Raw genomic sequence first — 21,194 nt, forward strand, 5'->3', positions numbered from 1 at the left:
ATTGAAACGGTTTGAAGGCGGAATGTGTCACATCCTCTGCTGACGCCTTATGACTCATGTCAAAAAAACGACGAAAAGGATACCAAGCACAAAATCGCGTCAATTATACAGCATCAGGGCAGAATGAAATCAATCTGAAATGTAATGAGTTGCAAAGGTTTGTTAACAAACACCCCAAGGCCGACCTTTTCCGGGTTAAAAACAAGAGTCGGCAAAGGCAAGCCGGCAGGGCATTGGCCAGGCAAAAACCGTTTTCCGGAGACAAGCATGCTGCGTATCTTTGAACGTCGGCTCGACCCCTTCCCACCCGACGAGGTACCACCGCCGCCCATTGGCCTGTTGCGCTTCATGTGGGCTTGTACCCGCGGCGCCCGTGGCTACATTCTGGCGCTGGCACTGCTCAGTGCCGGGGTGTCGATATACGAAGCCTGGCTGTTCGCGTTCCTCGGCCAGGTGGTCGACCTGCTCGCGTCCTGGCAGGCAGGCGGTACTGTTGGCCCCGAGGAAAGCCGTGTGCTGTGGGGGATCGGCATCGTCCTAGTGGTCAGCATCGGGCTGGTGGCGCTGCGCACCATGGTTCAGCACCAGGTGCTGGCGATCAACCTGCCGCTGCGGCTGCGTTGGGATTTTCACCGCCTGATGTTGCGCCAGAGCTTGTCGTTCTTTTCTGACGAGTTTTCTGGCCGAGTCACTACCAAGGTGATGCAGACGGCGCTGGCAGTACGCGATGTACTGTTTACCCTCATCGAAATCCTGCCCGGGATTGGCGTGTATTTCATCGCGATCATTGCCCTGGCCGGCGGCTTTGCCCTGAAACTGATGCTGCCCTTCATTGCCTGGGTCGTGCTATTCGGCTTGGCCATGCTGTATTTCGTCCCCCGGCTGGGCAAGGTCGGGCAAGAGCAGGCCAATGCCCGGTCGTCGATGACCGGGCGGGTTTCTGACGCTTACACCAACATCACCACGGTAAAATTGTTTTCGCACTCCAACCGCGAAGCGCACTTTGCGCGCGCAGCCATGGAAGATTTCAAGCAGACCGGTTTTCGCCAGATGCGCCTGGTGAGCCAGTTCGAAATCGTCAACCAGGCGTTGGTGGTGGGCTTGATCTTTGGTGCCGGTGGCTACGCACTGTGGCTTTGGCACCAAGGCCAGGTTGGCACCGGGGCCGTGGCGGCGATTACCGCCATGGCCTTGCGCGTCAACGGTATGTCGCACTGGATCATGTGGGAAATTACCTCGCTGTTCGAAAACATCGGCACCGTGCAGGACGGTATGGCCACCCTCACCCGCGGCCCCAAGGTGCAGGATGTGCCGGGTGCTGCAGAGCTGGTAACCACGGGTGGCGCGGTGAGTTTCGACAAGGTCAGCTTCAACTACAACGGCGAGCGCCAGGTGCTCAATGAGCTGACGCTGCACATTCGTCCAGGCGAAAAAGTCGGCTTGGTCGGCCGCTCCGGCGCCGGTAAATCCACCTTGATCAACCTGCTGCTGCGCTTCTACGACGTGGATAAGGGGGAAATACGCATCGACGGGCAGAACGTCGCCAAGGTCACGCAAGACAGCCTGCGCAGCGCCATCGGCATGGTCACTCAGGACACCTCGCTGTTGCACCGTTCGATTCGCGACAACATTGCCTATGGCCGCCCCGATGCTACCGAAGCACAGATCCGTGCTGCTGCGGCCAATGCCCAGGCCGACGGTTTCATCAGCCAGCTCAGCGACCGCCAGGGCAACAGCGGTTATGACACCCTGGTGGGTGAACGCGGTATCAAGCTGTCTGGCGGCCAACGCCAGCGCATTGCAATTGCCCGGGTGATGCTGAAGAACGCACCGATCCTGCTGCTTGACGAAGCCACCAGCGCGCTGGACTCGGAGGTGGAAGTGGCCATTCAGGAGAGCCTGGATGAGATGATGCAGGGCAAGACCGTTATCGCCATCGCCCACCGGTTGTCGACGATCGCCGCCATGGACCGGCTGATCGTGATGGATGAAGGGCGCATCATCGAGCAAGGCACCCATGCCGAACTGTTGGCAAAACAGGGTACCTATGCGCGGTTGTGGCAGCACCAGAGTGGCGGGTTCCTGGGTGAGGATCGGGGCGTGGCCGAGGCTGTGGAGTAATCAGAGGCCGGGGGCAGCCAGCGCATACCCAGGCTTCGAAAGCCTGCCCAGTCAATGCATTGCGCCCCTGACGATGTTCATAGTCGCTGCTCATCCGATAGCGCCGCCTGCACCCCATTGGCTGGCTGTTGCAATAAGCCTCGGGGCAAGCGGAAGCCTTTGAACGGTTGCTGGGTAATAGGATTGAAGGCTTTTTCAGCGTTAAGCCGATAGCGCATCACGCCATCTCCGGTCCGGAAGCTCAGGTCCACGCTGGTCGCCGTCCGGCCATTGAGCGCGCCGCGGCTGAGCAAGCGGAACATCGACCACGGGCCACGGTACTCCAGGCTGCTGCTGTTGCCATTTTGCCTTAGCAAGGTGAGATTGCTACGGACCTGCTGCCCCAGGGTATTGGGCCAGACAATACCCGTGATATGGCTTGGGCCATGGGTGTAGGCAATCAACTGGCCATCCAGGTCCAGCAGGCTGGTACGCTGGTTCGCACTGAGCCCCAAGGGCTCGATGCTGAACTGCACACTCAGCTTGCCACGCTGATCGAAGAAGGTTTCGCGGATGCGCTCCGCCAGCTCGAGCTGCTCGATCACGTCGGCACGAATCAGGGATTGCCCGTGCTGAGCGGACTGCAAAGCCTCAAGGTTGTCCTTCAGGAAAACCTTGAGATACCGATCATTAAACTGCTGCAGGCGCCCTTTCGGCCCGAAGAACGCCTCGAAGTCATCCAAAGAAGCATCGGGTGCCTTCACCACAAAGGGGTAGCGGCCTGCCAGGCGTTGCTGGAAAAAACTGTACACGTCAGCATCCCAACGTCGCTCCAGTTCGCGCAGTGCTTCGACGTTCAGCACCTGGGCAGTCTGGTCGGCGAGCTTTCTGACCTGGTGGCTGATAGGCTCCGGTAAACCTGTGGCAACACGTTGCAGGGTGCCGATCGGGTCCTGCCCTGTCATCGCAAAGCGCTGATGCACGGCTTGCAACGCGGCCTTGCCGCGGTCCGGGCTGTCCTGTACGGCCTTGGCGTAGTCCAGCACGGCCGCAACAGCGCCGAGGGTTTCATCGTAGTAGCTCGGCTTTTCTCCTGTCGCCTGCAGCATGGCGCCCAGGCCTGCAAACGCCCGCTGGATAGCCAACGCTTGCTGTTGCTCGGGTTTTCCGGTTGCTACCCGCAGCGTACTCAGCTCACCCGGTGATTCAACAACTGCTGGAGACGCAAGCGAGGTGTTATCCCTGACCGTATCCAGCAGCCGTTGCAACGGTGCTGCGGGGCCGGTCAACTGCTCCAGGATCGCGACACCATGGTCCAGATCACGGAAGTCAGCCACCGTAAACGCGTTCAGGGCGCGCCGCCAGCTGTCAATGTAATCGGCGCTGTAGAGGTTATACAGCCGCTCGGTCAATGCATCGCGGTCGACGTCCGAATAGTCGAGTTGACTGCGCTCCCCCAATGCCCATTGATCAACCATCGCCATTTCAGCGAAGCGTTGGCTGTGCGGCTCGAAGTAATCCCTGAAGCCCTTGGCGGTGAGCATGCCGGCCAGCCCTACATCCTCCCCCCCTTGCCTTGACCCGGAAGACGGCTGGTACACCACATCGAACGCAGGCCCTATCTGGTGGCGCAGGTCCAGCCCGGCGTGCACCTGCTCGTACGATTGTTGTTTCAGCCCTGCGTAGACCCGCTGTGGCAACGGCAATTTGCGCAACGCCTGCTGCACTTCGCTGACCCGCTGGCGGTACTGCGGCAAATCGGTATCGGCATAGGCCAAGGCGTACTTCAGATGCTGCATGAGGTCACGCTGCAACTGACCCTGGCCAGGAAAGGCCCGTTGCCACTGACGGGCCATCCAGTCCTCGACCCATTCTGGCCGGCGGCTGTTGCGGTCCTCGATCATCCGGTAAACCCTGAGCGCGGCCATTTGTTGCTCACTGCCAGGGGGTGCAGCGTTCATGGCATCGATCACACCACTGGCCAAGGCCGGCAAGAAACGTTTCGACAACAAGCTGAGGTACGCCTCATCAACCAAGGGACCAATGTTGCGCCCTTGATACAAGCCAAAATCGGCAACCACCGGCCAGGCCGCACGATAGTCGCCAAACACCGCCACCGCATCGCGAATCTGGTCCAGTGGCGCCAGCAGGTTGCGCCCGGTCGGATCAAGACGCATATCGACTTCGTGACCGCCGTACTCCTGGCTTTTGGCGAGCACACTGGCAGCCTTGGCGCCATTGATCTCGGCGTAACGCTGCCAGCTGGCAATGGCGATACTGAACGCCAGGATGCCCACACCAGAGCCCACCCACAACAAGTGGCGCTTGCTGCGCGCTACCCGAACATTGTCGCCCGCCAGCCCGGCTTCCTGGTAAATAACCCGCCTGAATGCTTGCTGGATGAAATAGACCAACGCCTTCCCCTGTGCTTTACCTTCACGCAGGGGTAGCTTCGTCGTGTAGGGCTGAGCCGCTTCACGGACAAAGGCATTGCGCATGTCGCCTTGCTGTACCACTGACGACCAGTACACACCACGCACCAAGGGTGGCGTGGTGAACCGGTCACTCGCCAGGGTTTCGCGCAAGAATGCCTGCAGTATGGGGCGCAACCCGATCAGCTGTGCATGCAGTGAGAACAGGCGTCCGCACGGTGCTGTCTTGCCCAGTACATCCAGCCGATCGATGACCTGCTCATGCAATTGGGTGAGAAGCCGCCCGTAGTGCTCGTCATACTCATCCAGCCAAGCGTCGAACGCGTCAACCGCATCCAGCTTGAAGGTGAACCCCAACAGGCTTTCACGCTTGGCGGCCGGAAGCTGGCTGTAGAACTGGTCGAAGCCGTCCAGCAGATCGAATTTGGTCAGTACCACGTACAGCGGCAGGCGCGCGCCCAATTGACTGCTCACTTCGTACAGGCGTGTGCGCAACCCATGGGCCAGCGCGACCCGCTGCTCGGGCTTGCCATGCAGCAGCGCCGGCAGGTCGACCACCAGCAACACACCATTGAGCGCCCGCTGGCTTCGCTTACGCTGCAGCCAGCCCAACAGGTGCTCCCATAACCGGGCCTGGATGCCGGGCGGCGCGGAGGCATTGGTGGGGTCGTTGGCCGCCGAGCCCACCGGTGGTTTTTGACTGATGAAAACGCCGGGCGGGTCGATGATCACGGCATCGTCGCTGACCCACCAGCCTACCGGATAGGCCAGTGCTTCAGCCTGTCGGCCCCGTGCCTGGGCCTGGTCGATACGCGTCAGGGTAAAGCGCTGATCGGTGCGGTCGATGAAGCTGCTTTTACCGGACTGTTCGTCGCCCAACACCAGGTACCAAGGCAGCCGGTACAACGCGCGTCGCCCACCGGCATTGTCGAGATACCGCTCAAGCCCCTGGCTCAAGGCCCGCTCTTGCGCCTGCACGAACGGTAGCGCGACATCCTGTTCGGCGGCCAGTGCCTGCCGGCGCTCCGCTTGCAGGCGGCGAAAGCGCGTGCGCAGCACCCCAAGCCAGCACAGAAGCGGCACCAGCACGAGCACCAGGCTTGCCACGCTGCGATGAGCCACACTTGCCAGCGGCTGCTGCTCCCGCCACGTCCATTGCGGGCCAAGCCACCAGATAGCGACCAGCATCAGCAAGGCGCCAAGCCCTAGCAGCAGCGGCAGCGCCAGGCCAATGCGCGTTACCCACGGCCAGCCCCAACGTTTGAGTTGCGTCCATATTTGATTCATCGAGGCTCCTGATCCTTGTCTTGAACTGCCAGCACTGGGGATGCCGCATACTGCTGAAGCCGCTGAAACACCTCGGGCTCCCACGCACTGGCGGTGGTTTGCTGCATGGTTCGGGCAACGTTGGCGCACAGGTCCTGGGCCAGCCAGGACACACCCCGCGCGGCCAGCAGATCAGCTGCAATCACGGTGGTGTGGCAGCGCTCACGGGGAGCACGAAAGCCCGCTTGCAGCCCTTGCAGCCGAAGGAGCAGCGGTTCTACGCCACCGGTTTCCAGCTGGCTGACCAACTCCTCGCGCAAGCCGCTGAACTCCTGGGGGGTTGCACCTTGGCCAGACGGCCCTTGCGTGCCCTTGAGCCAGGCCAGGCACTGGTCGTCGACAAATACCAGCCCGTCGCTGAAGCACAACTGCTGCAGCGACGGCATGCGCTGTACAAACCGGGCGGTGGCACAACGGATGGCTTCGGCCACCTCGCACATCGCCAGCTGTGTGGCGACGGTCGCAGCCAGAAAGCTGCCACGAATCCAGAAGGGGCAAGCCGTCAGGCTCTTTTCAATACGCTGCAGCAAGGCGGGGTCAACCGCCTTACTGGCAATGGCCTCTTCATAGACCCGCGTGATGTCCAGCGGCACCGCCATCAATTCCGTACGGTTGCCCTGCCTGACCTGGGGAGCAATCTGAATGTGCGCCCACAAACCGAAACGCCGTAACTGATAGCCGGTAGCGTCGTAAGGGTCCTGCTGGTTGATGAGCTCGGCCATGGACAGCACGGCCCGCCGTGTCTCACGCTCATTGCCCATCGACATGCGTGACACGGGTGTGGCGATGACATCGGCCAACGGCGCAGGCTTCTCGGTTGCAGCCGGCGCTTTGGGCACAGCAGCCTCGCCAACACCGTTGGCAAGTTCCGAGTACTTGCCTAGCAGGCGCTCAAGTTCGCCCAGTGCTGCCGTGTCCAGCTGCACCGTTTCCTGTTGTTGCAGGCGTTTCAAGGCAGCCTGCGCTGCCGCTGCGTGGGTCGGGGTGTAGGTAAAACGATCAAGACGCGGTAGCGCCTCGGCCAAGCGATCGATCACCAGGGCAACCAGCTTGCGTTTGCCCAGGAAGCCTTTCGGTCCCGGCTTGGGATGAGCGGCTTCCCAATAGCACTCGAGCATGCCGGCCAGCAACGCCAAGGTGCATCCCCACTGCTCCCAGCAGCCGCTACGCAACCATGCGGCACTCAGGTGCGCAACGATTCGCAAGTGCTTGCATTGCTGGCTCAGGTACTGACGGGACGCGTCTTCGATGTAGACCCAGTCGATCGAGGCTTCCTGCAGCCCACCCAGCTTGACCATCTCCTGATCAATGGCCTGATAGGTTTCGTCCTCGACATCGAACAGGCCAGCCGGAACTGCCGGATCAATCGGCGCGAGCAACCGAGTGACCTCTTCCCTGGATACCTGCGCTACCACCGACATGTGCTTCGCGCCCGGCTGATCAAGGGGTCCAGGCCTTGCGCATCGAAGGTCAGCCCGTCGACCTCGCCGTGATCACTCACAACCTCGATACGCTGGGCACCGATCAGCTTCCTGATCTGCTCGATGGCGGGCAGGCCGCGCCCGGCATCGAGCACTTGGCCGTTCTCCATCACTTGCCAGGGCGTCTCACGGGTAGACCAGCCCTCCCCGCTCAGGCGTACCTTGACCCAGCTTGCTTCGATCGGACGCCTGGCAATCAGCTGCAGCCGGGAGATGGCCTGTATGCAACTGATTGCCATGTAGGCACGTTCATCACCCGATGCGATGGCGGGCGCCGAAATCACAAGCGCTGGTGCGCCTGCCCCGTCCTGAGGCTGGCTCCCGATGCGAAACGTCAGGTCATCCGGTGCCCGTTCAGCTTCATTTGCCATCACACGCAACACCGTGGGGGCCTGCTGCTCCGGTGCAGACCACTGCCGTTTTGGCGTGTACGCCGGGGTGCCAGCAGCCTGATCGAAACAGGCCAGTCGCTCGACGTTGGACACGATCCGGGGACATTCCCGCGTGGAGCCTGCCAGCACCGGCTGCAGACAAAACAGCAACGAGAGACCAGCGCCATATGCACAGCGGTTAATCATCCTGAATTTACTCTCTGAATAGTACAAATGGCCTATATGACGCAAAGAACTTTCCTACAAATAGATAGCAATGCCCATGCACCCGCGCGACCAATTAAAACAAATCCAGCAGAAGCCTATTACACAGTACCGAATGCACACAAACAAATATTTCTTTACATCTTAAAGCTCGACCAAAGAGCACGCTTCCGTGCATCGTTTTCATAGGGAATGGACAAACAACCCAACCCATTAATCATATGTGGGAATCTTCCTACAAGACCGAGACAACAATAAACACAACTAGCACCTGAACATCCTACAGCCCAACAGGGAGTTGCGTACCGATGTCTAAAAATACGGGATCCGTTGCGCCGAAAGAACGCGTCAATATCAAGTATGTCCCCGCTACCAGCGATGAGCAGGCTGAGGTGGAGCTGCCGCACAAGATGCTGGTGCTGGGCGACTTCGGCCTGGATGACAACCGTGCGCTTGAGGACCGTCAGGTCATGCGCATCGATAAACATACATTCAACAGCGTGTTGAACGACGCCAACGTGAGCCTGGACGTAACGGTACCGTCCAGGCTTGGCACCGCCCCGGATACCGAGCTGGCCGTCCACCTGCAGTTCAGGTCCATCAACGATTTCGGGCCGGACCGGATCGCGCGCCAGGTGCCCGAGCTGAACAAGCTGCTGGCGCTGCGCGAAGCACTGGTCGCCCTGAAAGGCCCGCTGGGTAACGTCCCGGCCTTCCGCAAGCAATTGCAGCACCTGCTTAACAACGAGCAGGCGCGTAAGCAGCTCGCCCAAGAACTGGACCTGGTGCTCGAGGCGCCAGAACAAGATTGAGACAACGGAGCGTCCACATGCCCAAGCCAAGCAGCACCGCCATCACCACAGACGCAACGGCCGACACATTGAGCAATGCCACCCTGCTCGACCAGATCATGGCAGAAACCAAACTGGTACCTGCCCAGGAGGGCTACCAGATTGCCAGGCAGGGCGTATCTGCCTTCATCACCGAAATACTCAAAAGCAATGACCCAGATCAACTGATCAACAAGCACCGAGCCGACCAGATGATTGCCGAGATCGACCGAATGCTCGGCAATCAGATGGATGCCATTCTGCATCAGCCTGAGTTCCAGCAGCTTGAATCATCATGGCGCAGCCTTAAACTTCTGGTCGACCGCACGGACTTCAGGGAGAACATCAAGCTTGAAGTCTTGCATATCACGAAAGAGGACCTGCTCGACGACTTCGAAAATGCTGCTGACATTACCTGCAGCGGTATCTACAAGCATGTTTACACCGCGGGTTATGGCCAATTCGGGGGAGAGCCGGTTGCGGCCATGGTAGGCAACTACAACTTCGGCCCCTCTTCCCCTGACATCAAGTTGCTAAGTTACATGGCCTCCGTTGGCGCCATGTCCCATGCCCCTTTTCTTGCTGCACCTGCCCCCGAATTCTTCAATTTGAACAGCTTCGAGGAGCTGCCTAACCTCAAGGAAATAAAAGACCTCTTCGCCGGCCCTCGGCATGCCAAGTGGCGCGCTTTTCGTGAAAGCGAAGACGCCCGCCACGTCGCCCTGACCGGGCCGCGCTTCATGCTTCGCTCCGCTTACCACCCGCAGGAACAACCGATCGAGAGCTTCAACTACAACGAAGGCATCGCCGGGCAGCACGACAACTACCTGTGGGGCAATTCTGCTTTTCTGTTAGCCAGTTGCATCAACGACAGCTTCGCCCGCTACCGCTGGTGCCCGAATATCATCGGCCCCCAATCCGGCGGTGCTGTCGAAGACTTGCCGGTCCACCTGTACGAATCCCTGGGCCAGTTGCAGGCCAAGATTCCTACCGAGGTGCTGATATCCGACCGCAAGGAATTCGAACTGGCCGAAGAGGGCTTCATCGCCCTGACCATGCGCAAAGACAGCGACAACGCCGCGTTCTTCTCCGCCAACTCGGTACAAAAGCCCAAGCACTTCCCGAAAACCCCTGAGGGGCTTCAGGCACAGACCAACTACAAGCTGGGTACCCAGTTGCCCTACCTGTTCATCGTCAACCGGCTCGCCCACTACATCAAGGTGCTGCAGCGCGAGCAGATCGGCAGTTGGAAAGAGCGCCGTGACCTTGAGTCCGAGCTGAACAAATGGATCAAGCAGTACGTCGCCGACCAGGAGAACCCGTCTGCCGACGTTCGCAGCCGCCGGCCGCTGCGTGCCGCCCGTATTGAGGTCTCGGATGTTGCGGGTGACCCGGGCTGGTACCAGGTTTCGCTCGCCGTACGTCCGCACTTCAAGTACATGGGCGCGAACTTCGAGATTTCCCTGGTCGGGCGGCTCGATACGCAATGAGTGGTCTTTTTGATCGCCTGATGGTGGACCAGTGCACCCGCCGAGAGGCCTCCCGACGCGAGAGCGCTTCCCACAAGTTCGCCGCCATCAAGCGCCACCTCGAAACGCTACTGAATGCCCGCCAGGGGTGCTCCCAGAGCAGCCCTGAGTTGGGCCTGCGCGACTTCAACGGGCATGACGTGAGCAACGGCGACTTGCTTGTGCAGGTGAGCGCGGATATCCGCCGCACACTCCAGCGCTTCGAGCCGCGCATACAGGTACGCACGCTCAACGCAGTGCCCGATACCCATGCCCCGCTGGAGCTGCATTTCAGGCTGGATTGCCTGGTACAGGTCAACAACCACGCAGAGCAGCTGCAACTCGAGCTGCTGGTCGATGGGCACAACCGCTACACGCGCGTGAGGTGACCCATGTCACTGAGAGACCGTTTCAGCGAAGAACTGCGTTACCTGCACGAACTGGGGAACGACTTTGCCAAGGACAACCCACAACTCGCGCGGTTGCTTGGCAAAGGTGCCAGCGACCCCGATGTCGAACGCCTGATGGAAGCCTTTGCGTTCCTGACCGCCAAGCTACGGCTGAAGCTGGAAGACGACTTGCCAGAGCTGACCCATCCCATGCTGCAGTTGCTCTGGCCGAACTACCTGCGGCCGCTGCCCAGCGCGACGATCATCAAGTTCAGCCCGGTGAGGCAATCCCTCAGCCAGTCACAGCGCATCCCAAAGGGGTCGCGGCTGTTCTCGAAACCGGTAGACGGCGTGGCCTGCGAGTTCCGCACCTGCACAGCGGTCAACATTCATCCGTTCGAGATCGACACGGTGGCAGCCACCCAGACATCCGACAGTTCTGTGATCTGCATCGGCCTTCAATCACTGGCCGAGCGGCCGTTGAACAGCCTGGGCTGTACCAGCCTCGACTTTTACCTCAGCGGCGATACTCGTACCGCCCGCACGCTTTACCTGTGGGTTTCCCAATACCTCAAGCATGTCAGCGTGACCATCAATGACGTGGTTCGTCGGCTGCCGGCAAACAGCATCGCATTCCCAGGGTTCAGCCCCAACGACGCCTTGCTGCCTTACCCACAGAACGTCTTTGATGGCTACCGGATCCTGCAGGAATACTTCGCATTCCCCCAACGCTTCCACTTTTTCAGCGTTACTGGGCTTGAAAAGATCTGGCCAGCTCATGACAGCCAGCAGGTAAACCTCGAATTTCACTTCACGCGCCAGCTACCCGACTCGCTGCGTGTCGACAAAGCAGATTTCAACCTGTTCTGCGCACCTGCGGTCAACCTGTTCCAGCACAGCGCCGAGCCCATCGACCTGTCCGGCAAGGACGCCATGGTTCCACTGAAGCCCAAGGGCACAGCGCCGTACGGCTACGAAATCTTCAGTGTCGACCAGGTGATCAGCACCCGAACGACGACTGACGGGAACACCGGTGAGCACCTTCGGACCTTCCGTCCCTTCGAGTCATTCGCCCATGAAATCGAGCACGTCCAGGGGCGCACGGCGCTGTATTACCGCTGCCAGCTGGAAGAGTGCCTGCACGGCAATGGCGTCATGCATCGAATCGCCTTCGTCCGCGCCGACGCCAACAGCTACATAGGCGAGCTGGAAACCGCGTCCCCCGACCTCCTTTGCACTAATGGGCACCTCCCGCTGGCGCGGGGACTGGATGACATCAACGTTCTCCCCGACCTAACCCCCCCTCTGGCCACCTACACCAATCCCTGTACACCCCCCCGCCCCTGTCGCCCGGTGCTGGACGGCCAGTTGCAGTGGGCATTGATCTCCAACATGTCGCTCAACTACCTGTCCTTGCTCTCGGTAGAGCCGCTGAAAGCGGTGATCCGCGCCTACGACTTCATGGCCCTGCACGACATCCAGCAGGCCCGCACCACCCGTAAACGCCTGGAGGGTATGCGCGACATTCATACGCAGCCCATGGATTGGCTGATCAAGGGGCAACCCATTCGCGGCCTGCACACCCGGCTGAAACTGGACCAGACCGCCTTCCTCTGCGAAGGCGACTTGTACCTGTTCAGCTGTGTGCTCGCTCATTTCTTCGCCCTGTACGCCAGCATCAATTCCTTCCACCAGCTGGAAGTGATCAACACCACCAATAACGAGCACTACACATGGCCAATACAGACCGGCAAGCAACCGCTGATCTAGCCGACAAGCTGCTTTGCGAAGCGCACCAGTACAACTTCTTCCAGTTGCTGGAGCGGTTGCACGGGCTGCATGGCGATGACCTGGAACCCCGTTGGCCGGACAAGGCCACCCGGCGGCGCGTGCGCCTGGCCTGCGACCCACGGCTGACCTTCCCTGTTTCGGACGTGTACAAAGCCCAGCGGATGCCCGCTGAGGAAGCGCGCTACCGCATCATTGCCACATTCCTGGGGTTGCACGGCACCGATTCGCCATTGCCCACCTATTACCTGGAACAGGTGGCGTATGAACATGCGCATGGCATCGGTGTACGGCCGGCCTTCTTCGACTTCTTCAACCACTACCTGCTCAGCCTGTTGCACCGTATCTGGCGCAAGTACCGCTATTACATCCGCTTCCAGCCAGGTGCCAGTGACGGGTTCTCGCAGTACGTGTTTGCCCTGCTGGGGCTTAACGACAAGCAGTTGCGAGGGGACACGGCGCTGCCCTGGAGCCGCCTGCTCAGTTTTGCCGGCGTGATCGCCAGCCGCAGCCGTGCGCCGGGCACTGTGGCCGGCATCATTGCGCACTGCTTCGACCTCAAGCAGGTGCACATCCGCGAGTTCGAGACGCGATCAGTCGTCACGCCGTCCAGGCAGCTTGCAAGGCTGGGGCGGACCAACGGCCAGCTGGGCAGCACGTTCATGATCGGCAGCCGCACGCGCACTCGCAGCAGCAAGTTCACCATCGTGATCAGCGAACTCGACCAGACACAGCTGCGGGACTTGCTGCCCAGCGGCATCAACTTCGGCCGTTTGCGTGCACTGATCGACTTTCTGCTGCGTGACGGGCTGGCCTACGACTTGGAACTGCGCCTTAAGCCGAGCGCGTTGTCCCCCTTCTGCTTGCACCGCAGCCAGGGCGCATACCTGGGCTGGACCAGCTTCGTCGACGACCGGCATGGCCAGATCAGCCCGGTTGTACGCATCCGGGGGCGCTCATGAACACAGTCACCTTGAGCATCACCAACCTCGACCAACTGCAGCACGGCGTTACTGCTCGGCACCTGTTCGATTGCAAGGGCGGCACCATCGGCAGCGGGCGAGCAAACTGGCAGATCAATGACCGCGATCAGACCGTTGCGCCCATCCACTGCGAAATCCGCTGGATCGAAGGCAGCTTCTGTGTGATCGACCACTGCCACCGCACCTACCTCAATGGCAGTGCCAACAGCCTGGGGCCGCTTCCACCCAGACGCCTGGTTGAGGGTGACCAGCTTCTCATTGGTACCTATCGGCTACAGGTTCAGTACACCCAGGATCAGGCCTGCACGCGCTCGCTGGAGGACCTGTTCAACCCGGACCCGAGGGTGCTCGACCGCCTGATAGCGGAAGCGCCTGCACCCGCTTGGCCGGCACAGCCTTCTGCCCCCCAACCAGCCATCGAGATCTCCTCGGTCTTCAAAGCAGCCATGGGGAATGACCCTCTGGCAGCGCTGGACGCAGCAGACGGTGAAGGGGCACTCCGAGAAAGCCCGCTGCAGCGCCTGATTGCCGGAGCATACCCATGAAGCCTCATCCACTTCTGCTCGCCACCCTGCTGCTTGCGCTGGTCGTGCCCACCGGCTGTACCTCTTTGAGCAGAATGAGCCAGGTGGCCATGGACCACTCGTTGCCCATTGGGCCGCCCAAGGATCACCCGACCGAGGTCGCATTCAGCATCAATGCCAGCCCTACCCTCAACGGCAATCCGAACAGCCTTGACGTCGCAGCCGAACAGGATAGCGCCCTGGAGCCCAGCCCCTACGCTGTAACCCTGAGTGCTGGCGACCCCTATGCGTTGACCGAAAAAATCGGGGTTCTGTTCGAATACCTGCAAGCGCAATTCCCGGCCATGTCCCCCGTCGAGCTGGACGAAGGAGACGAAAGCGACCCGGCGCGCTCGCCCCTGGAAGAAAGCGGCCCCGGCAGCTACGACGACCCTCAAGTGGCGTTGACCTTGCCGCGCACCACAAGCGCTGCCTCAGCGCTGGTCGCTACGCCCATTGCCATCACGATCCTGCAACTGCGCGACGACTCACTGCTGCGCAACACCGTGTACCAGCTACTGGAGCAGGACCCGGCCAAAGCGCTGCGCAGCACCTACATCCGCAGTGACGATTACCTGCTGCGCCCTGGCCAGTTCAAGTACATCCCGTTCGAGCCTATCCACGCCGAAACCCGCTTCGTCGCGGTGATTGCCGATTACCGAGGGCATGAAAACGCCAGTTGGCGGCAAGTTCTGCGCATTCCGCCGCGTGGCCGCCAGATCATGCTGTCGGTGCTGGTCAACGACACGCACATCGTGCTCAAGGAAGAAGACTGATGGCGCCTCAACACCCTTTGCCCTTCCTGCTTACTCACGCTGACACGGAGCGCCCATGAGTTCACGCAATCCCGTTCTCTGGCCCGAAGGCCTGTTCGTCAAACCACAGCATTTCCAGCAGGCGACAAGGGCCAGCGAAGCAGCCCTGCACCAGCGCCTCGCCAGCCTCAATGCAGCCTTCTACGGCTTCAGCGAACTTCAGTTGAACGACGAATACCTGAGTCTGGGCAAAGTCGCCATCACCCGGGCGCGAGGTGTAATGCCGGACGGCACGGTGTTCGACATTCCCGCCGACCTTCCGCCACCGCCGCCGCTGGAAATCGGCGACGACGCGTGCCAAGACAGTGAGGTGTATCTGTGCCTGCCGCTGCGCACAGATGGCGGCCGCGAAGTGAGCTGGCCCGACAATGCAGCCAATTTCCGCTATACCGCCCAGGCACAGGAAATCAAGGATACCCACACCGCTGACGGTGACCTGGTGCAGGTAGACCTTGCGGTGCCCAACCTGCAGCTCAAACGCAAGACCGAAGACAGCAGCGCCTACACCCGCCTGGCCCTGGCACGTATTCTGGAACGGCGCCCCGACGGCAGCCTGCAACTGGACGAAGCGTTCTACCCCACCAGCGTTTCGGTGCGGGCGGTGCCAGCGCTGCAGCGGTTTCTTGAAGAAATCACCCATACCTTGCGCGAGCGGGCGCGCGGCCTCGCCACGCGGATTGGTGCATCGGGCCAGTCCGGGATCGCCGACATTCGCGACTTCAACCTGCTGCAGGCCATGAACCGTTGGTGGCCATGCTTCCAGCATCTGGCCAGGCAAGCGCAAACGCACCCCGAACAGCTGTACCTGTGCATGAGCCAGGCCTGCGGCGAATTCGTCACCTTCACCGACCAGAACAGGCTGCCGCAGGAGTACCCCGCCTATCACCACACCGCGCTGCGCACCTCTTTCAAACCACTGGAAGACACCTTGCGTCGGTCTCTGAGCACCGTCTTGCGGCCACGCGCTGTTTCACTACCGCTGGAGAGCGAACAATTCGGCGTGATGACGACCACGCTGGAAGACCGCCGGCTGATCGACGAAGCCGACTTCATCCTCGCCGTGCGCGCCAGCATGCCACCACAGGCGTTGCGCCAGATGTTCATCCAGAAAGCCAAGATCACCTCGCTTGAGTCACTGAATGACCTGGTGCCGCTGCAATTGCCGGGCATCCCTTTGTTGCCATTACCCGTGGCGCCCCGCGACCTGCCCTTCCATGCGGGCTTCAGCTACTTCGAGCTGGACCGACGTGACCCGGCCTGGGCGTGCATGAGCAAGGCGAATGGCTTCGGCATCCACATTGCGGGCGACTTCCCAGGGCTTGAACTGCAGTTCTGGGCGATCAGGAGTGAGTGACATGGGAAATGACAACAATACGCCCACCGATGAAAACAACGCTGCAGTCAACGCGCTTGATTCAACCCTTGAAAAGCCAGTACTCGCCCCCCGGGCTGCGGCAACCAATGCGCAAGTATCCACGGACAAACCTGAGCCTGAGCCCGTTTCCGAAGGCTACCCCGCTGACCCGGAGTTTCAGCTGCGGGGCGGCTTCGCCAACCTGATGCTGGATGCCGCATCGCCATTGTTCGGCTTGGTCATACGCCTGCGTACGCTGGACGAGCTGCCAAACATCCAGGACGTGCACCAGCAAGTGCGCAGCCAGATCGACAACATCCAGGAAGAAATGCGCCAGCACGGTTACGAGCCGGCTCAGTTGCTGGCGTACTCCTACGGTCTGTGCCTGTTCATAGACGAAGCCGTTATGGAGCGCCCCTGGGGCAAGAGCAGCTGCTGGAGCCAGGAGCCGCTGCTCAGCATCTTCCACGACGAGACCTGGGGTGGGGAAAAAATCTTCACGGTGATTACCCGCCTGATGCAGGAGCCCAAGCGTTACCAGGACGTACTGGAGTTCATGTACTACGCCCTGTGCCTTGGGCTGAAGGGCAAGTACGCGCTCGCGCCGAAAGGCGAAGAAACACTCAACGCACTGATTCACCAACTGCACGGGATCATCCGCGAACTGCGCGGCCCCACCCCCGAAGAAGTCTGCGACCCCTACGCCAATGTGGCCCCACGCAACTTCCGCATGAACCGGCAATGGCCCTGGTGGAGCCCCTTGGTGATTTCCGCCATCGCCATGGCGGTGGCCTACGGGATCTACAGCTACCGCCTGCACCTGATCACCACCGAGGTGCTGGAGTCGCTGAACGGCATCTTGCAGCAATAGCCAACCGTGACACAGCACCACTGAATTCAACGAATTCGCGAGGTTTTTGCCTCGCTGACAAGCCCATCGTTTCCGATGGCCACGCCACCCGTGGTGCGCGTGCTTTACCCACATGGACGCAGGAGTAACTGCCATGCCAACACCCGCTTACATCAAGATCGTAGGCCAGACCCAAGGCAACATCACCGCTGGCGCCTTCACCGCTGACTCCGTCGGCAACGTGTTCCAACAAGGCCATGAAGATCAGATTCTGGTTCAGGAAATCAAGCATGAGGTGACTACGCCCACTGACCCCCAGAGCGGTCAACCGAGTGGCCAGCGCGTGCATAAGCCTTTCATATTCACCAGTTCACTGAACAAAGCTACGCCCCTGATGTATCAGGCACTTGCCACCGGCGAAATGCTGCCAACGGTCGAGATCAGCTGGTATCGCACCTCGTCGGAAGGCAAACAAGAGCATTTTTTCACCACCATGCTCGAAGACGCCACCATCGTCAGCATCAATACCGTGCTTCCCCACGCACTCGACAAAGACAATGAAAACTACACCCAGCTGGTTGAAGTATCGCTGGCGTATCGAAAGATCACGTGGGCTCACGATGTAGCCAATACCGAAGGCTCTGACGACTGGCGCGCACCCGCCGCCTGACCTGTGCAAATGCCCCGGGCAGGCCATGCCCGCCCGGGCTTTGTGTTGATTCAGACGGCGGACAAGGATCTTTTATGCCTAGCCAATCTGATTTGCGCTACAGCTTTGAGGCACTCGTTGGCAACGCTGAGTTCGAAGTGGTGTCGTTCGAACTACGAGAAGGGATCAGCACACCCTTCGAACTGGAGCTGAAATTGATCAGCTTCGAGAACGATATCGACTTCGGCCACCTGCTCGACAAACCGGTGCTCTTCACCATCTGGGAAGGCGGACGCCCAGTACGCTACGTGCACGGTTTGGTCAGTCGTTTCAGCCAAGCGGAAAGTGGCTTCTACCGCACCTACTATGACGCGCTGATCGAGCCACAGCTGGCCCGTGCCAGCCTGCGTTCGAACTGGCGCATCTTCCAGCAGAAGACCGTGCCGCAAATTCTTGAACTGATGCTCAAGCGCCAGGGCATCGACCAGTACGAACTACGCGCCAGCCTGGACCACCAGGTGCGCGAATTCTGCGTACAAGCCGGCGAAACCGACCTCGACTTCATCGCCCGCCTGGCGGCCGAAGAAGGCTTCGTCTACCGCTTCGAGCACAATGAGAAACGCCATAAGCTGATCATCACCGACAGACTGCAGTCACTCGGTCTGATAAGTCACGGTGTCATCAAACACGAGGACGACGCCGAAGGCTTCTACCGTGAGCGTGAACCGTCAGCCCCGGACACCGTGCTGTACCATTCCAACCACGGCGGCGACCAGCCTCAACCGTGCCTACGGCGCTTGCGCTACAGCGAACAAGTGCGTACTGCACGGCAGGTTCAACGCGACTACACCTTCACCCACCCGGCCTATCGTCAGGAACACAGGGCCTCGGGCCCGTATCTTGAGCACCAGTCCACGGACTATGAGTGCTTCGACTACCCCGGCCGTTACAAACGCGATGCCGTTGGCAAGCCGTTCACCGAAAACCGCATCACCGGCTTGCGCCATGACGTGCGTATTGCCCAAGTGCAAGGCGACGATGTGCGCCTGCAACCAGGCCTGAGCTTCACCCTGACCGGCCACCCGCGCGAAGACCTGAATGTGCATTGGCGGGTCAGCACGGTTCGCCACGAAGGCAGCCAGTTCACCAGCCTGCAGGAAGAAGCTGCCGGGGCCGACCAGGGCACACGTTACGAGCAAAAGGCGGTACTGGTGCCAGGCAGAACCGAGTGGCGCCCAGCCCCGTTGCCCAAACCACGCGTTGACGGCCCGCACATGGCCACCGTGGTGGGGCCGCCCGGTGAAGAGATCTACTGCGACGAATGGGGCCGGGTCAAGGTCAGCTTCCCCTGGGACAGAGAAAGCCAGGACAACGCGTTCAGTTCCTGCTGGGTACGCGTATCCCAAGGCTGGGCCGGCGGCAGCTGGGGCTCGATGGCCATCCCACGGATTGGCCAGGACGTGATCATCCACTACGTCAACGGCGACCCCGACCAGCCGATGATCACCGGCCGTACTTACTGCGGTAACCAGCTGCCACCGTACGACCTTCCCCGTCACAAGACCCGCATGACCATCAAGAGCCAGACCCACAAGGGCGATGGCTTCAACGAGCTGCGCTTCGAGGACGAACTGGGCCAGGAGGAAGTGTTCATTCATGCCCAGAGGGACCAGAACAATGTGGTCAAGCACGATGAGACTACGCAGGTCGGCAATGACCGCAAAGAGCAGGTCGATCACGACGAATCGATCCTGATCGGCCACGACCGTACGGAAACGGTTGGCAATGACGAGCACATCACCATCGGGCAGGACGCCGCGCTCGACATCGGCAGAAACCACACGATCAGGATCGCCAAGGACCGTATCGAAAACATCGGCAATCACCGTCACGACCAGATCGCCGCCAATCACCACACCCGTATCGGTGGCAACTTCGAGCAACGGGTCGAAGGGCATGCCGAGCTGGAAGCCCGTGGGGATATCCGCAGACGTACTCGCCGTTATGAGCTTCGAGCCTCGGAATCCGTGGTCATCCAAGGCCCTGGTGGCTCCATTCGAATCGACGAAACGGGCATCACCCTGGACAGCCCGACGATTCGCATCACCGGCCAGATGCTCAAGTCGGCAAATGGGACGACAAGCCCCTTTTCCATCAGCAGTGCACCGAACACCGGCAAGCCTCTGGAGCGCTTGTGTGGGCGCCGCCCTGATGGTACCTGCCCCCTGCCCGATTGCCGCTGTATCCGAGGGCCAGGCCAATGACTACAACGCCATCACCTGCTCCGCGCAGCGAAGACTTTGCTCACAACTGCCGCTTTCTGCTGCTCATGACCAGGGCAATCGAGCACTGGGCCTATCGGCCCATCCCGCAGGAAGGTGAACTGGTTCCTGCTTATGCCCCATCGGTACTCGAGCTTATCAACGCTGTCAGCCGGAATACTCAAAAGGCATGGTTATGGAAGAACAGCGCCCTGGATGACCGTCATGAGTTTGGGCCTTTGCTGGTGGACATTGCAGACGCTCACGAGCTGCTTGCCCATGCAATCACGACCTGGATGCCTATCGGTGGAGCTATCGCGCTGGATGCCGAGGTTGGCCTGGCAGCGCTGGCAGACCACTTCACCAGCCTGGTGCAGGTCGTGCTCCCTGATCAGAGCGTTGCCACTCACCATGTCACACCGGACCATCTTGCAGCCTGGCTGAATGCGCTGGACGACAACCATCGCAAGGTATGGCTTGGCCCAGTGTCTCGGTTGGCATGGCGAGTCAACTGGGGGCCGGCTCATGAGTGGAAAACACACGAAAACAAGCCGATTGCTGCCCGCTCAAAATCAGAGCTGCCTTTGACCCTCCAGCAGCTTGAACTTGATCGGCTGCAAGCAGGCATGCACGAGCACTTTGTCCTCTCATTGGCTCATGAGGTCTTGGCCATGCCGCCCCATGCCAACCATACCTTGGCGGACATACGCCTATGGATAGAAACACTCCTGCCGCAACTGACAGCCCTCAATTTCCGGAGCGAGGAAGTTGCGGGCCAATTCATTCGGCTGATAGCCGGGCACATGTGGCTGATAAGCAATGACAAGGCGGGAAAAATCTACACCAACCTCGAAGAGTCGCCCCAGGCCCGCCTTCGCGAGCTCCAGGCTCTGGTCGAAAGCAAGGCACCTGCCCATGACTAACGCCTCCGTCAGCAGCGCCACCTCCGGCCCTGCCTGCAGCGCACGTGTGCCCATCCTGCCAGTGCGCTACGCCATCGTACCCCGCACCGGCGACGCCCCCGCCTGCCGCTATGCCGATGCAGGCTTCAACCTGGAACAAGGCTTCGCCCCGCTGCAGCACTCGGCCTACACCCTCCGCGCTTTGCGCCCAGGCTATGTCTACGTGTTCATGAAAGGCACTCTGGGCGAAAAGCTGGTCATTCATGAGCACGTCGGCGCGGGCCTCTACAAGGAGCTGCGCTACCAAGGGCTGGAGGACTACCACCGCCGTGAGCGCTACCTGTCCGGCCAGAGCACGGGCTGGGTA

At 60.5% G+C, this 21,194-nt stretch carries 18 protein-coding genes; 14 read left to right on the forward strand and 4 right to left on the reverse strand.

Annotation, left to right across the window (positions count from 1 at the left end):
• Positions 1 to 113 precede the first annotated feature (113 nt).
• A complete protein-coding gene (locus tag ACK59Z_RS20515; protein WP_181318777.1) occupies positions 114 to 269 on the reverse strand; it encodes a hypothetical protein in 156 nt (51 codons plus the stop codon).
• Between ACK59Z_RS20515 and ACK59Z_RS20520 the strand changes: the two genes are divergently transcribed.
• Entirely contained in the window at positions 268 to 2,121 is a 1,854-nt protein-coding gene (locus ACK59Z_RS20520) for an ABC transporter ATP-binding protein (protein WP_108191323.1), read from the forward strand. The genes ACK59Z_RS20515 and ACK59Z_RS20520 overlap by 2 nt on opposite strands.
• 77 nt (positions 2,122 to 2,198) lie before the next feature.
• Here ACK59Z_RS20520 and tssM read toward each other — a convergent pair whose 3' ends face one another.
• The 3 genes from tssM to vasI are packed head-to-tail and all read right to left on the reverse strand — an operon-like array spanning position 2,199 to position 7,917.
• Positions 2,199 to 5,819: a type VI secretion system membrane subunit TssM gene (gene tssM / locus ACK59Z_RS20525; protein WP_409293617.1), complete on the reverse strand. Its 3,621-nt coding sequence runs from the start codon at positions 5,817 to 5,819 to the stop codon at positions 2,199 to 2,201.
• On the reverse strand, positions 5,816 to 7,279 hold the full coding sequence (gene tssA, locus ACK59Z_RS20530) for a type VI secretion system protein TssA (protein WP_014859253.1): 1,464 nt from the start codon (positions 7,277 to 7,279) through the stop codon (positions 5,816 to 5,818). Before tssA ends, tssM begins: the two co-directional genes overlap by 4 nt.
• The gene (gene vasI / locus ACK59Z_RS20535) at positions 7,267 to 7,917 is read right to left on the reverse strand and encodes a type VI secretion system-associated protein VasI (RefSeq protein WP_175442706.1); all 651 of its coding nucleotides are present in this window, start codon (positions 7,915 to 7,917) and stop codon (positions 7,267 to 7,269) included. Before vasI ends, tssA begins: the two co-directional genes overlap by 13 nt.
• Before the next feature lie 326 nt (positions 7,918 to 8,243).
• On the opposite strand from vasI, the gene tssB reads away from it, so the two are divergent.
• The 13 genes from tssB to ACK59Z_RS20600 all read left to right on the forward strand — a co-directional run.
• On the forward strand, positions 8,244 to 8,747 hold the full coding sequence (gene tssB / locus ACK59Z_RS20540; protein ID WP_033725935.1) for a type VI secretion system contractile sheath small subunit: 504 nt from the start codon (positions 8,244 to 8,246) through the stop codon (positions 8,745 to 8,747).
• 17 nt (positions 8,748 to 8,764) lie between these two features.
• Positions 8,765 to 10,255, forward strand: a complete 1,491-nt coding sequence (gene tssC, locus ACK59Z_RS20545) for a type VI secretion system contractile sheath large subunit (protein WP_108191322.1) — start codon at positions 8,765 to 8,767, stop codon at positions 10,253 to 10,255.
• Complete coding sequence (gene tssE / locus ACK59Z_RS20550; RefSeq protein ID WP_010953542.1) at positions 10,252 to 10,662, forward strand: type VI secretion system baseplate subunit TssE; 411 nt, start codon at positions 10,252 to 10,254, stop codon at positions 10,660 to 10,662. Before tssC ends, tssE begins: the two co-directional genes overlap by 4 nt.
• Before the next feature lie 3 nt (positions 10,663 to 10,665).
• On the forward strand, positions 10,666 to 12,432 hold the full coding sequence (tssF, locus tag ACK59Z_RS20555; protein WP_409293618.1) for a type VI secretion system baseplate subunit TssF: 1,767 nt from the start codon (positions 10,666 to 10,668) through the stop codon (positions 12,430 to 12,432).
• The gene (tssG, locus tag ACK59Z_RS20560) at positions 12,396 to 13,412 is read left to right on the forward strand and encodes a type VI secretion system baseplate subunit TssG (protein WP_108191321.1); all 1,017 of its coding nucleotides are present in this window, start codon (positions 12,396 to 12,398) and stop codon (positions 13,410 to 13,412) included. The genes tssF and tssG overlap by 37 nt, the downstream gene beginning before the upstream one ends.
• Positions 13,409 to 13,978: an FHA domain-containing protein gene (locus ACK59Z_RS20565; protein ID WP_108191320.1), complete on the forward strand. Its 570-nt coding sequence runs from the start codon at positions 13,409 to 13,411 to the stop codon at positions 13,976 to 13,978. The genes tssG and ACK59Z_RS20565 overlap by 4 nt, the downstream gene beginning before the upstream one ends.
• Positions 13,975 to 14,772 carry a type VI secretion system lipoprotein TssJ gene (gene tssJ, locus ACK59Z_RS20570; protein WP_108191319.1) on the forward strand — a complete coding sequence of 266 codons (798 nt, stop codon included), beginning with the start codon at positions 13,975 to 13,977 and terminating at the stop codon, positions 14,770 to 14,772. Before ACK59Z_RS20565 ends, tssJ begins: the two co-directional genes overlap by 4 nt.
• A 55-nt stretch (positions 14,773 to 14,827) precedes the next feature.
• Positions 14,828 to 16,165: a type VI secretion system baseplate subunit TssK gene (gene tssK, locus ACK59Z_RS20575; protein ID WP_108078403.1), complete on the forward strand. Its 1,338-nt coding sequence runs from the start codon at positions 14,828 to 14,830 to the stop codon at positions 16,163 to 16,165.
• A gap of 1 nt (position 16,166) precedes the next feature.
• Positions 16,167 to 17,036 (forward strand): type IVB secretion system protein IcmH/DotU, encoded by an 870-nt coding sequence (gene icmH, locus ACK59Z_RS20580; protein ID WP_108191318.1) that lies wholly within the window; start codon positions 16,167 to 16,169, stop codon positions 17,034 to 17,036.
• A 133-nt stretch (positions 17,037 to 17,169) separates the two neighbouring features.
• Positions 17,170 to 17,685 (forward strand): Hcp family type VI secretion system effector, encoded by a 516-nt coding sequence (locus tag ACK59Z_RS20585; protein ID WP_409293619.1) that lies wholly within the window; start codon positions 17,170 to 17,172, stop codon positions 17,683 to 17,685.
• A 74-nt stretch (positions 17,686 to 17,759) separates the two neighbouring features.
• Complete coding sequence (locus ACK59Z_RS20590) at positions 17,760 to 19,928, forward strand: type VI secretion system Vgr family protein (protein ID WP_409293620.1); 2,169 nt, start codon at positions 17,760 to 17,762, stop codon at positions 19,926 to 19,928.
• Positions 19,925 to 20,848, forward strand: a complete 924-nt coding sequence (locus tag ACK59Z_RS20595; RefSeq protein WP_108191269.1) for a DUF4123 domain-containing protein — start codon at positions 19,925 to 19,927, stop codon at positions 20,846 to 20,848. Before ACK59Z_RS20590 ends, ACK59Z_RS20595 begins: the two co-directional genes overlap by 4 nt.
• Positions 20,841 to 21,194, forward strand: a 354-nt coding sequence (locus tag ACK59Z_RS20600; RefSeq protein WP_409293621.1) for a toxin VasX, incomplete at its 3' end; no start/stop codon positions are given. The genes ACK59Z_RS20595 and ACK59Z_RS20600, both read left to right, overlap by 8 nt.

Source organism: Pseudomonas sp. KCJK9058 (assembly GCF_046230975.1).
Taxonomy (GTDB): domain Bacteria; phylum Pseudomonadota; class Gammaproteobacteria; order Pseudomonadales; family Pseudomonadaceae; genus Aquipseudomonas; species Aquipseudomonas alloputida.